We start from the raw sequence: 13,320 nt of genomic DNA on the forward strand, positions 1-13,320 counted from the left end.
CGTCCGTCATTGAACGCCGGATCGACAAATGCACGCCAAGCTTCCTCACCCATTCGACGACGCCACCCGCGTCACCGCCGGCGATTCCAGCTGGCAGGGGCATACCAGCGACGATTACTGGGCCTTCGTCGGTCCGTTCGGCGGCGTCACCGCCGCGACCATCTTGCGCGCGCTGATCGAGCATCCGCAACGCGCCGGCGATCCGCTCGCGCTCACCGTCAATTATTGCGCGCCGATCGCCAAAGGGCCGTTCGATCTCGACGTGCGGCTGGTGAAGGCCAACCGCTCCAGCCAGCACTGGAGCGTCGAGCTCAGCCAGGGCGGCGGCGAGGTCGCGACGCTCGCCACCGCCGTGTTCGCCGAGCGCCGTCCGTCCTGGGAGCACAGGGTGGCGCAATATCCGGATGCAAAGCCGTTCGAGGAGACGCTGCCTTTTCCGAACATCAAGGCCTCATGGGCCAACCAGTACGAATTCCGCTTCGTCGAGGGCGAGATGCGGATCGGCCCGCCGCAGGCCGAGCTCGCCAGCACCTATTCGAAAATCTGGATCAGCGATCGCGAACCACGCAAGCTCGACATGCCGTCGCTGATGTCGATGTCCGACGCCTTCTTCGGCCGCATCTTCCACGCGCGGCGCGAACTGGTGCCGTTCGGCACGGTGTCGCTGACGACCTATTTCCATACCGACAGCGAAGCGCTGGCGGCCGAGAACGTCACACGCGTATTGGCGACGGCCGATTCGAAGATCATGCACAAGAGCTACGCCGACCAGAATGCCGAGCTGTGGTCGCCGAACGGCCGGCTGCTCGCGACGACGACACAGATCGCGTATTTCAAGGCGTGAGCTCTCTCCACCCCTCGTCCCGTTCTCGCCGGGGTTCCTAACTTGCCATTCGCTGCCTCAGGCTCTGATAAAACGCCGTCTCGAAATTCATGTAACCGATGAACGACGTTGGATCGCCGAACGGGAGAATCTGCGTGGCCCAGAACCCGCCGACCCCGTTCTGCCGGTCGATCCAATAGAACAGATTGGCAAGGCCCGCCCAGCCGAGGGCGCCGGCGGGACGCCCGGTGGGTGCTTCCTGGTCGTTGATCATGAACGAGAGTGCCCAGGACTTCGATTGACCCGGGAAGAACTCGGCATCATTGCACAGCGCCGGGATGACGCCGGTGATCGGTGTCACCTTCTTGTCTCCGAGATGGTTCTTCTCCGCCATGCGCACGGTCTCCGCCTTCAACACGCGGCCATGCTCGCCAGCGCCGTCGTTCAACCACATCCGGATGAAGCGCATGTAGTCGCCGACCGTGCCGTAAAGGCCGTGGCCACCCATGTGCACTTCAGGCTCGGCGGGGAGCTCGAAATCCATCGGCGTCAACGAGCCGTCGGCGCCGCGCGCGTGGATGCCCGCCAGCTTGCTGCGCATGGCGTCGGTCAACTCGAAGGTCATGCTTCCGATTCCGAGCGGCTCGAAGATGCGCGTCTTGAAAACCTCTCCAAGCCGGCGCCCGGTGATGGCCTCGACGATTTGGCCGCACCAGTCGAGATTTGTGCCGTAATCCCAACGCTCGCCCGGATCGAACAGCAGCGGCGTCATCAGGCAGGCTTTGGAAGCGGTGATGACGCTGAGCTGCCCCTTCTCCTCGGCCAGGCGGTTGTAGGTGCGGTTGATGAAGTCGTAGCTGAGGCCGGCGGTATGCGTCATCAGCATCCGCGTGGTGATGTCCCGCTTGGGCGCCCGCAGCATCGGCTCACCCGCGGCATCGAAGCCCTCGATGACCTGGAGCTTGCCGATGTCCGGAGCGTAGCGCTTGGCCGGTGCGTCGAGATCGAGCTTGCCCTCTTCCACCAGTTGCAGCACGGCCGTGCCGGTGATCGCCTTGGTCGTGGAGAAGATGGCGAAGATGCTGTCTGTCGTCATCCCGGCTGGCTGGTCGAGACGCCTTTTCCCAGCTGCGCCTTCGTAGATGTTGCGATCGCGGTTCGTCACCATCGCGACGACGCCGGGCACACGCGGCGTGGACGTGACGACGCCGTCGAGAACGGCGTCTGCGGCAGCACCGAAATTCGTGCTCATGATTGTCCTCCCGTTGTATTGAATGAATTCCGTCGATGCAGCGCCTTGCGAGCACTCAGCTCATGGTAAAGCCCTGGTAGCCGCTGGCAGCGACCTCGTCGCATTTCTGCCGATAGGCGCCGACGCCCCCGCAATAGGACAGTACGCGGCGCGGTTTGCCTTCGACGTTCGAGCCCAGGTACCAGGAATTGGTCTTCGCGATCAGCGTCGCGTTGGCGGTCTCATCGTGATGCGCCACCCATCCGTCTTCGGCATCCTTGGTCGGCTCAACCACCTTCAGGTTCTTTGCACGCACGAACCTGATGCAATCGTCGATCCATTCGACCTGCTGCTGGAGACAGGTGGTCATGTTGCAGAGCGCAGCCGACGGGGCCAGCGGCACCGCGGTCGTGAACAGGTTCGGATAGCCGTGAACCTGCAGGCCCATCGTGGTGCGGATATCCTTGCTCCAATCCTCCTTCAGCGACCGCTCGCCGCGGCCCCTGATATCGATGCGTGTCAACGCGCCGGTACCGGCGTCGAATCCGGTCGCCAGAATGATGACGTCGAGCTCGTGGATCGTCCCGTCCGCGGTCTGGATACCCGTGGGTGTCACGCGTTCGATCGGATTGGCCTTGACGCTGACGATCTCGACATTGGGGCGATGGAAGGCTTCGAGAAAGTTCTGCTCCAGTGGCACCCGATGCGTCCCGAAACCGTAGTCGGCCGGAATCAGGGCATCGCACAGCTTTGGATCCTTCAGTCGTTCGCGCATCTTCTCGCGCACGAAGTCCGAGATTTCGGCGTTGACCTCGGCGTCGAAGAACAACTCGGCGAAGGACGATATCCATAGCTTCAGAGAGCCGTCGTTCCAGCAATCCTCGATCACCTCCCGGCGCCGCTCCGGCGTCAGTCCGGCCCAAGCGTGCTCGAAATCGTATTCGAATCCGGTGAAGGTATGTGGCAGGCGCTCCGTGAGGTGCTGGAATTTCGACTTGTAGGCCTCCGCGTCTTCCTTGCTGTACTTGGGGTTCTTCATCGGAATCATGTATTGCGGCGTGCGAACAAACACTTTCAAATGACCGACCTCGCCGGCGATGGTCTGGATGACCTGGATGCCGGTTGCGCCGTTGCCGATAACGCCGACGCGCTTGCCGCCGAATTCGACCGGCTCCCTGGGCCAGCGCGCCGTGTGGAACAGTTGCCCCTTGAACGTCTCCTGTCCCGGAAACGATACGTAAGGCGCGGAGAGCATGCCGCAGCAGGTGATCAGGAACTGGGTATCGATCACGTCACCCCTGTCGGTCGTGACCAGCCAGCGCTGTGTGGCTTCGTTGAAATGGGCGCTTTTGACGATCGTCCCGAACTGGATGTCCTTGCGCAGATCGAGGCTGTCGGCGATGTAGTTGAGCCAGCGTTCGATCTCCGGCTGGCCGGGAAATTTCTCGCTCCAGCTCCATCCCTTGTAGAGTTCCTCGGAGAACAGATACTGGTAGATGTGGCTCTCTGAATCGAAGCGGGCGCCAGGATAGCGATTCCAATACCAGGTGCCGCCTACGCCTGCAGCTGCGTCAATCGCCCTGACCTTCAATCCCTGTTCGCGCAAACGGTAGAGCTGATAGAGCCCGGCGACGCCGGCTCCAACAACCACCGCGTCGAATTTCGCCGTTACCTGCGCGCCGTTGCTTCCGTTGAGATTGGTCGCCGCTTCTGCCATTTTTCCCTCCCGGGTCTTTCTAGAGCGCGCGGCCTTCCCCACCCGTCGTGTGATCGGATGATCGTGCATCGCGTCATTCGTCGGTCCTGCGGTTGCCTGCGGCTTTTCACCGTTCTTCCGCAATCGCAGGGAACGCGAGGGAGGCTATGAGGCGGGCTGCGCTCCCGGCTTGAACAAAACCGACAATCCTTTGAATGAAGCCGGAACTCGGCGCCGACCCTGCTCGAGCGCGCTTGGCAAATGGCAAATCCGGCCTATGCTCTGCCTTGCTGATCGGCCAACGAGAACAACAAGCAGCCGACCACGCCAAAACTCCAGGGAGGAGGCTCGCGCGATGGGGCAGTTCATCACGGTCGAGGAGCTGCCACGCTATGCTCCCGGCGAAATGATGTTGGACAGTTCAGCGGTGGGCAAAGCCGATTTTCGGCTCCGCGTGTTCCGCTATGGGCCATCCGATATCTGGGTGCCGCCGTCCGAAAACTTTTTGATCGTGATTTATCGCGAAGGCACGACGGCGATGAACCGCCGCGTGACCGGATCCTGGAAGCAGGATCAGGTCGGCCGCGGTGTCACGACGCTCCTGACGCGCGCGGAAGCTTCGAACTGGCGATGGTGTCATGACGTCGAGGTCAGTCATTTCTACATCTCGCCTGATCTCATGGCGAAGACCGCAAGCGAGGCTTTTGACCAGGACACCGAAAGTGTCGAGCTTCATGATCTGCTCAGGATCGAGGATCCGGTCCTGACCTGGATCTCTGACCAGATGGTGCAGGAAGTTTCCGCAGGAGGTCCGGGTGGCCGGCTCTGCTACGACGCGATGGCACTTCAGGCGAGCGTCCACATCCTGCGAAAATATGCCTCGGTGCAGTTCAAGCTGCCCTGCGCGCAAGGGCGCTTTAGGCCGGCACATGCGCGGATGATCGAGGACTATATCGAGCAGAACATCTTCCGGAACATCACGCTCGACGAACTGGCCAACATCTGCAACTGCACGCCGGTGCAGTTCACCCGCAAGTTCCAGGTGCACTATGGCATGCGTCCGCACGCCTACGTCCTCACGCGCAAGGTGAAACGCGCTTGCGAGCATCTGCGCAAGGACCGGCTCGCATTGAAGGAGATCGCCCTGCTGAGCGGGTTCTCCGACCAGAGCCATCTCAACCGGATTTTTCGCAGGCACATGAGTGCGACGCCCGCAGAATATCGCAAGCAATGCACAGGCTAGCCGGACCCGCCATCACTGGGCCGCCGAAGCAGCGGCCACGCCGGGGGGGAGGGCGAAACATTGAAGCCAGGCAGCCTGACGAGGCCCCGGCCGCAAAAAGAAAGGGCGGCTGATCGAGCCGCCCTTCCTCGTCACTCACGTCCCGCGAAAACTTACTCCGCCGCGAGCTTGACCTCCGGCGCGGCGGCGCGCACCTCGGCATCCACCTGGGCCTCGAACTTGGCGAAGTTCTTCTGGAACATGCCGACCAGCGCGCGGGCCGTCTTGTCGAACTCGTCCTTGTCCTTCCAGGTGTTGACCGGGTTGAGGATCTCGGCGGGCACGCCGGGCAGTGCGGTCGGGACCGCGAAGCCGAAATATTTGTCGGTGCGGAATTCGACGTTGCGAAGCGAGCCGTCGAGCGCGGCGGTGAGCAGCGCGCGCGTCACCTTGATGGGCATGCGCGAGCCGACGCCGTACTTGCCGCCGGTCCAGCCGGTGTTGACCAGCCAGCAATCGACATTGTGTTGGGCAATGAGGTCACGCAGCATGTTGCCGTAGACGCTGGGGTCGAGCGGCAGGAAGGGCGAGCCGAAGCAGGTCGAGAATTCCGGCTGTGGCTCGGAGCCCAAGCCGCGCTCGGTGCCGGCGACCTTGGCGGTGTAGCCGGACAGGAAGTGATACATCGCCTGCGCCGGCGAAAGTTTTGCAATCGGCGGCAGCACGCCGAAGGCGTCGGCGGCGAGCATCACCACGTTCTTCGGCTGCGGCGCGCGGCCGGTGCGCGAAGCGTTCGGGATGAAGTCGAGCGGATAGGCCGAACGCGTGTTCTCGGTCTTGGAGCCGTCGTCGAAATCCACCACGCGGGTGTCCTCGTCGAGCACGCAGTTCTCCAGCACCGCGCCGAAGCGCGTGCTCGCGGCATAGATCTCCGGCTCGGCTTCCTGCGACAGCTTGATGCACTTGGCATAGCAGCCGCCCTCGAAATTGAAGACGCCGTTCGGGCCCCAGCCGTGCTCGTCGTCACCGATCAGCGTGCGGTTGGGATCGGCCGAGAGCGTGGTCTTGCCGGTGCCCGACAGGCCGAAGAAAATCGCGGTGTCGCCCTTGGCGCCGACATTGGCCGAGCAATGCATCGGCATCACGCCGCGCTCGGGCAGATAATAGTTCAGTGTAGTGAAGACCGACTTCTTCATCTCGCCGGCATAATAGGAGCCGCCGATCAGGACGATCTTGCGGGCAAAATCGATCGCGACGACGTTCTCCGACTTGCAGCCGTGGCGCTTCGGATCGGCGCGGAAGCTCGGCATGTCGATGATGGTGAGCTCCGGCACGAAGGTCGACAGCTCGATCGCCTCGGGGCGGATCAAGAGCGTGCGGATGAACAGCGAGTGCCAGGCGAGCTCGGTGAAGACGCGCGTCTTGATCCGGTAGGCCGGGTCGGCGCCGCCGTAGAGATCCTGCGCGAACAGCTTCTTGCCTTCGGCGTGCTTGAGGAAATCCTGATAGAGCGTCTCGAACTGCTCTGCGGTGATGGACTGGTTGCCGGCCCACCACATCTTCTTATCGGTGGTGGCGTCACGCACCGTGAACTTGTCCTTCGGGCTGCGCCCGGTGAACTCACCGGTGTCGGCGCAGAGCGCGCCGTCAGAGGACAGCACCGCCTCGCCCGCAGCGAGCGAGTATTGATAGAGCTGCGGCGCACCGAGGTTCCAGTGAACCTGCTTGAGATTCTTTAAGCCGAATTTGTCGGCGCCGAAGGCACCGTTGCGCACGCCCGTCTCTTGCACGAAAAATCCTCCTAGAACCCGCGACATTCAGCGCGACCAAGTTTGAGCGCCATCGCAGTCACCGTGATGAAAGGGCCATTCGGCCTCGGCTGAACGACCTAATAATCATGAACGCTGGCGTTGCCAAGCCGATCCCGCAGGATTTGGTTTATTCAAGGACCGCGCCAAACGTCGCGCATGTCAGCTCTGAGCATCTGCACCACAAAATACAAGATGATCGCGCAACCAAACGCGAAATTCGACGTTGATCAGGGTTTTTTGCGACGCACAATCCGGCTGCCGGCTTATCGTACCTCACCTTCGCCGATCAGTGCGAAAGGTCCCCACATCGCGGGATAGGCGTTACGGGGCGAGGAGGTGTCATCAACAAAGGTTAACATGGCGCGACGCAAGGCTTCGGCACGGCCGATTTTCGGTTGGTTCTTGAGCAGCTCGAACGTCGATGTGGTGAGGCGGGTGGCGGCTTCCGAATCCACGGCCCAATGCGAGACCAGCAGCGCGCGGGCTCCTGCGTAGAAGAACGAGCGCGCCAATCCCGACAGCGCTTCGGCGCCGGGCTTGGCGCCGGCGATGGTGTTGCAGGCCGACAGCACCACCCAATCGGCGTTGAGCTTGAGCTGGGCCACCTCGCTCGCGGTCAGAAGACCGTCGTCGAGCTCCGACGGCCGATCGGGAATCGACAGCGCGAGCGAGGGCTCGCCCAATCCCTTGACGTCGCCGGCAACGAGACCGTGGGTCGCAAAGTAGATGATGCCGTATTGAGCAAGCGCTGCACGCTTCAGCGTCGTTTCGCTGGCGTCGCGTCCGAGATGGATGTCGGCGTCAGTAGCACCGACGTCTCTTGCCACGGCATTCAGTTCATCGGCGGTATCGGGCAACTGCGGCAGCGCCTGCGCAAGCCGCGCGCGGTCGACGCCCGCGCCACGCCAGAAATCGGTATAGGCAACCGTCGCAATGCTGCGCGCCGCAACCTTGCCGCCTGCGGCGCGACGGTCGGCGGGTCCTTCGGCTGCGGGGTTGAAGACGGGATCGCCGAAGCCGGTCATTGGCTTCACGCCCTGATCCCTGCGGGCGAAGGCGCGCAGGGATTTCAGGGAGATCACCGAGGGCAGCACCGAGACGGCCTGACGCCGCAGCAGCCAGGCCGCGTCGCGATAACCTTCGAGCCGGTCCGGGATCGCAGCCTGCGGCTTCTCTGTCACGAGTAGATGAAACGGCAAGGCGGTCAGCGCCGCGGACGGCACGACCAGCAGATTGCGCTTGTCCTTTGTCAGCGCCTCGACCGGGCCGAGCAGCGCGACATAGAGCTCGTTGGCGAGCGCGAGATCGAACAGCCCCGATTTGCCGGAGGCATCGCGGGCCTTGCCGACATCCAGCCCCCTGCGGAACGCCGACACCTTCCGCGCCATCGCGTCGGCGCCGAGCGAGATCTCCTTCCAGTCGGCGCCGTCGCGCGTGATCGCGATGACATAGCTCTGCTTGTCGACGACGGAGAAGATCACCATCGCCTCGTCAGCCGACAGCAGCGGCTGGATGTCCTTCACCGCCAGCGGCAGCGGGTTGGAGAGCGAGGCGTAGTCGGGAAACTCGAGCGCGAGCGTCTTCTGCAAGCCCGCGCGCTCGTTCGCGATCGCGGCGATCCGCGCGCGGCTGCGCTGCTCGGCTGCGACGTCGCGCTGCGCCGATTGCTTCGACACCGCGGCGATGATCGCCTTGTCGAGCGCCTCGGCCTCGGCCGCGAGATCCTGATCGCGGCGCACCAGCTCGGCGAGCCGGTCGCTGCCGGCGGCCATTCGCACCGCGAGCTTGTTCACGGCAGAGGCCGCGGACGATTGCGTGCCGCGCTGGATCGCGGCGAGCCCGTCGTCGAGCGCCTTGTCGCTCGTCAGCAGTGCCTGCTGCCGCGCGGCGAACAGAACAGGCAGCACGACACGCAACTGCGCGCGATTGCCGGCAAGCGTCTTCTCCGCGAACGGGAGGGCGTCGGCGGTCCGGCCCGCCACTTGAAGGAAATTGGCGAGATTGCCGGTCGAGGTCGCGACATCGGGATGATCGGGTCCGAGCGCACGCTCGCGGATCGACAGCGCGCGGCGATAGAGCGGCTCGGCCTCGGCATAGCGCTGCTGGTGCTCGTAAAGCCCGGCGAGATTGTTGAGCGAGCGCGCCACGTCGGGATGATCCGCCCCCAGCACCTTTTCGCGGATCGCAAGCGAGCGCTTGATCGGCGCCTCGGCATCGGCGTCGCGGTTGAGGTCGCGATCGACCTGGCCGATATTGTTCAGGACGGTGGCGACCGCGGGATGCTCGGGCCCGGCGGCCCTCTGATAGATCGCCAGCGCCCGCTGAAACAGCGGTTCGGCGTCGGCAAAGTGCTCCTGCTTCACGTAGAGCGTGGCGAGGTTGTTCAGAGCACGGCCGACATCGGGATGCTCGCGCGACAGGTTCTTTTCGCTGACGGCCAGCGCGCGCTTGAATAGCGGCTCGGCTTCGGAGAAGCGGCTCTGCCGCTGATAGAGCGCCGCCAGATTATTCAGGAGCGGCGCGATCTCGACGGTGCCCTGACCGGTCCCCTTCTCCATCAACGCAATGGCCCGCTTGTAGAGCGGTTCGGCCTGATCGTCGTGGCCCTGGTCGGCGTGGATCTGCCCGAGATTGTTGAGCGCGGCGGCAAGATCGCGGTTGTTGCTGGTATTCTCGAGCGAGGTCACCATGGCCTGGGCCAGCGGCAGTGCCTCGGAATATTTGCCGGCGCTGCGGAGTGCATTGATGCGCGCGCTCTGCGCTGACAGATCGCCCTTCTGGGCGAAGCCCGGCGCGGCAAACGACGTAGTGATCGCGAGTGCCAGACCCGCAGCCAATGCGAAACGACGACGCGTCATGAACCCTTCTCGCTGCGAGCCTTAAGACCTGACCGTCTTGGGTCGCAGCGATGGGTCGCGGCGTTCAATTCTTTGCGTTCTGGTCCACCTTCATGCGCGCTTCGCCAGCCAGACGCACCAGCATCTTGCGCAGCGATGTGCCGTCCGTCACCCGCTCCGGGAAGTCCAACCGCAGCGCGGTCTGGCCGTCCTGCATGTCGAGGCCTTCCGGATCGCAGCCGGTGCAGCGCCAGTCACCCGCGGCAGCGCCGAGGAGCTTGGTCGCATAGAGGCCCATGGCGTCGCGATGATCGGCATTCATATGCGCGACAGCTCCCTCCTCCGCCGCCAGTAGATCTTCGGCGCCGGTGAGGTCGGTGAGGAACTGCGCGGGCTGGAGGTCGACGATCCGGCCGAAGCCGGCAACCAGATGGGTTCCCGTCGGGCGGATCCGGAAAAATGAGAAATCCTTAAAAGAAACAAAGGCTTCCGCCGACGGATGCGCATTGAGATACCGCCGCTGGAGCAAATCCTTGTCGGCATCAGCCCGCTCCGCCCGGCCGGACAGCATGATCCGGGCGCCCTCCAGCGGATCGCCGGCGGCCCGCTCGTCCAGCATCAGCGAGACCCGGCTATCTGCCAGGATGTTCCTCGTATGCACAGCAAGGCCCGAGATCAGCAGGATGGGCGAGCCGTCGGGATGGCTGGCCAGATTGACCAGGGAACAATAGGGGTCGCCGCTGCCGGCCATGAGGGTTGCCAGCGCCGCCTGCCGCGAGCGACGCAGCAGGGATCTGGCCAGCTTTCCGGGGTCGAAATCAGGAGTCGGTTGCATCGGCTTTCTCGGATCAGGTGGTTGCAAGGGAGGCCTTTTTTCGGGTAAACGAGGGTCTGGTTATGGGTCGACATGCGGCGAATCTGCCGTGTTTCGTGGAACTTGGTCACACTTCAGCCCAGCTTGCATTGCTCGGTGACAAGGTTCGAACGCCAATTCGGCACCCATGTATTCGGCGCATCAGTGGATTGCTCGCCGTTTTAAGCCACGACCCAAACGGACAGCAGAAAGCAGAGGCTCATGCCCACAATCGCTTTGGTCGACGACGACCGCAACATTCTCACATCCGTCTCGATCGCGCTGGAGGCCGAAGGCTATCGCATCATGACCTACACCGACGGCGCTTCCGCGCTCGACGGTTTCCGCACCACCCAGCCCGATCTAGCCATCCTCGACATCAAGATGCCGCGCATGGACGGCATGGAGACGCTGCGCCGCCTCAGGCAAAAGTCCGACCTGCCGGTGATCTTCCTGACCTCCAAGGACGAAGAGATCGACGAGCTGTTCGGCCTCAAGATGGGCGCCGACGATTTCATTCGCAAACCGTTCTCGCAGCGCCTGCTGGTCGAGCGCGTCAAGGCGGTGTTGCGCCGCTCGGCGCCGAAGGATCCGACCGTCGCGCCCAAGGAGAACGACGCCAAGGCGCTCGACCGCGGCCTGCTCCGCATGGATCCGGAACGGCATACCTGCACGTGGAAGAACGAGCCGGTGACGCTGACCGTCACCGAATTCCTGATCCTGCAGGCGCTGGCGACCCGGCCCGGCGTGGTGAAGAGCCGCAACGCCCTGATGGACGCCGCCTATGACGATCAGGTCTATGTCGACGACCGCACCATCGACAGCCACATCAAGCGGCTGCGCAAGAAGTTCAAGGTGGTCGACAACGAGTTCGAGATGATCGAGACGCTCTACGGCGTCGGCTACCGCTTCAAGGAAGCCTGAGGGCGCAAGGCTCCTTCACGAAGAACTGAGAGCATCGCCGGTTCTGATTCCATCACGACCGGGATGGCTCTAGGATGCGGGGACGATTGCCACGAGCTGTCCTAACGCGGGCGTAAGCATTGCTGGACCGAACGCAGCCTGATGAGAACCAGAGCGCCGGGGATATCGCATCCGACGGCGTTTCCGAGCACGTCGTCGAAGACAAGCCGCGGGGCTTCCGACCGCTGAACTGGCTCAAGCGCGCCGGGCAATTCTTCTTCGCGCTGTCCTTCTCCAGCCTGACCCGCCGCATTGTCTCGCTCAACCTCGCCGGCCTCGTCGCGCTGGTGGCGAGCATCCTCTATCTGTCGCAATTTCGCGCCGGCTTGATCGACGCGCGGGCGCAGAGCCTTTTGGTGCAGGCCGAGATCATCGCCGGCGCGATCGCGGCCTCCGCCACGGTGCAGACCAACGCCATCACCATCGATCCCGACCGGCTGCTCGACCTCAAGCCGGGCGAGACCTATGGCGGCCCGGACGAATATTCGCCGCTGGACTTCCCGATCAATCCGGAGCGCGTGGCGCCGGTGCTGCGCACGCTGATCTCGCCGACCAAGACGCGCGCGCGCATCTACGATCCGAACGGCAGCTTGCTGCTCGACAGCCGCAACCTCGAAAACGTGCTGCGCCTCGACCTGCCGCCGCCGGCCGAGAAGCCCGGCTTCGTCGAGCGCGGCATGGTCGCAGTGCGCACCTGGCTGAACCGCGGCGACCTGCCGCTCTATCGCGAGCTCGGCCCCGAGAACGGCAACGGCTATGCCGAGGTGGGCGATGCGCTCCAGGGCCAGAAGCGCTCGATGGTGCGGGTCAATGCCCGCGGCGAGGTGATCGTCTCGGTCGCGGTCCCCGTGCTGCGCTCGCGCGCGATCCACGGCGCGCTGATGCTGTCGACCCAGGGCGACGACATCGACCAGATGGTCACTGCCGAACGCCTCGCCATCCTGAAAGTCGGCGGCGTCGCGGCCGCCGTCATGATCATGCTGTCGCTGCTGCTCGCGAGCACGATCGCAGGTCCGGTGCGCCGGCTCGCCGACAGCGCCGAGAGCGTCCGCCGCCGCATCAAGGCCCGCATCGAGATTCCCGATTTCACCCGCCGCCGCGACGAGATTGGCCATCTCTCCGGCGCGCTGCGCGACATGACCAGCGCGCTGTACAGCCGGATCGAGGCGATCGAGATGTTCGCCGCCGATGTCGCCCACGAATTGAAGAACCCGCTGACCTCGCTGCGCTCGGCGGTCGAGACGCTGCCGCTGGCGCGCAACGAGAACAGCCGCGCGCGTCTGCTCGAGGTGATCGAGCACGACGTCAAGCGGCTCGACCGCCTGATCTCCGACATCTCCGATGCCAGCCGCCTCGATGCCGAATTGCAGCGCCAGGATGCGATCCCGGTCGATTTGCGCCGCCTGCTGACGACGCTGGTGTCCGTCGCCAACGAGACCAAGCTCGGCCACGACGTCGCGGTCGAGACCCGCTTCGAGGGCCGCAGCCCGACCGACGCCTTCGCCGTGACCGGTCACGATTCACGGCTCGGGCAAGTGGTCTCCAACCTGCTCTCCAACGCGCAGTCGTTCTCGGAACCCGGCAGCAAGGTGCGCCTCACCTGCCGCCGCGCGCGCGGTGAGATCGAGATCGTGGTCGACGACGACGGCCCCGGCATTCGCGACGACGCGGTGGAGCGCATCTTCGAGCGCTTCTACACCGATCGTCCGCATCAGGGTTTTGGCCAGAACTCCGGCCTCGGCCTGTCGATCTCCAAGCAGATCGTCGACGCCCATGGCGGGCGCATCTGGGCCGAGAACCGCGCAGGCCCGCCGGATGACGAGGGCGTGCCGACGGTCGCAGGCGCGCGCTTCGTGGTGCGGCTGCCGGCGCTATGAGCCAAGG

The 13,320-nt window shown here is 64.0% G+C and carries 9 protein-coding genes; 4 read left to right on the plus strand and 5 right to left on the minus strand.

Annotation, left to right across the window (positions count from 1 at the left end):
* Window positions 1-28 precede the first annotated feature (28 nt).
* A complete protein-coding gene (locus C7G42_RS13520) occupies window positions 29-844 on the plus strand; it encodes an acyl-CoA thioesterase (RefSeq protein WP_106949430.1) in 816 nt (271 codons plus the stop codon).
* Window positions 845-881: 37 nt separating this feature from the next.
* Here C7G42_RS13520 and acmB read toward each other — a convergent pair whose 3' ends face one another.
* Together acmB and C7G42_RS13530 are read right to left on the minus strand one after the other, a co-directional pair.
* Complete coding sequence (gene acmB / locus C7G42_RS13525) at window positions 882-2,075, minus strand: methyl acetate hydrolase AcmB (RefSeq protein WP_106949431.1); 1,194 nt, start codon at window positions 2,073-2,075, stop codon at window positions 882-884.
* Between the two features lie 55 nt (window positions 2,076-2,130).
* Window positions 2,131-3,771, minus strand: a complete 1,641-nt coding sequence (locus tag C7G42_RS13530; protein WP_106949432.1) for a flavin-containing monooxygenase — start codon at window positions 3,769-3,771, stop codon at window positions 2,131-2,133.
* Between the two features lie 169 nt (window positions 3,772-3,940).
* Here C7G42_RS13530 and C7G42_RS13535 point away from each other — a divergent pair, with 169 nt between their 5' ends.
* A complete protein-coding gene (locus tag C7G42_RS13535) occupies window positions 3,941-4,993 on the plus strand; it encodes a helix-turn-helix domain-containing protein (RefSeq protein WP_245427689.1) in 1,053 nt (350 codons plus the stop codon).
* 152 nt (window positions 4,994-5,145) lie between these two features.
* On the opposite strand, the gene C7G42_RS13540 is transcribed toward C7G42_RS13535, so the two are convergent.
* The 3 genes from C7G42_RS13540 to C7G42_RS13550 form a co-directional block, all read right to left on the minus strand.
* Window positions 5,146-6,762 (minus strand): phosphoenolpyruvate carboxykinase, encoded by a 1,617-nt coding sequence (locus C7G42_RS13540; RefSeq protein ID WP_106949434.1) that lies wholly within the window; start codon window positions 6,760-6,762, stop codon window positions 5,146-5,148.
* Window positions 6,763-7,046: 284 nt separating this feature from the next.
* Entirely contained in the window at window positions 7,047-9,641 is a 2,595-nt protein-coding gene (locus tag C7G42_RS13545) for a CHAT domain-containing tetratricopeptide repeat protein (RefSeq protein ID WP_106949435.1), read from the minus strand.
* A 64-nt stretch (window positions 9,642-9,705) separates the two neighbouring features.
* Entirely contained in the window at window positions 9,706-10,455 is a 750-nt protein-coding gene (locus C7G42_RS13550; protein WP_106949436.1) for a HugZ family pyridoxamine 5'-phosphate oxidase, read from the minus strand.
* Window positions 10,456-10,695: 240 nt separating this feature from the next.
* On the opposite strand from C7G42_RS13550, the gene C7G42_RS13555 reads away from it, so the two are divergent.
* Window positions 10,696-11,397 (plus strand): response regulator transcription factor, encoded by a 702-nt coding sequence (locus tag C7G42_RS13555; RefSeq protein WP_008542552.1) that lies wholly within the window; start codon window positions 10,696-10,698, stop codon window positions 11,395-11,397.
* Window positions 11,398-11,516: 119 nt separating this feature from the next.
* Window positions 11,517-13,313, plus strand: a complete 1,797-nt coding sequence (locus tag C7G42_RS13560) for a sensor histidine kinase (RefSeq protein WP_199580883.1) — start codon at window positions 11,517-11,519, stop codon at window positions 13,311-13,313.
* Window positions 13,314-13,320 lie beyond the last annotated feature (7 nt).

The organism is Bradyrhizobium sp. MOS003, from assembly GCF_003020125.1.
Lineage (GTDB): Bacteria > Pseudomonadota > Alphaproteobacteria > Rhizobiales > Xanthobacteraceae > Bradyrhizobium.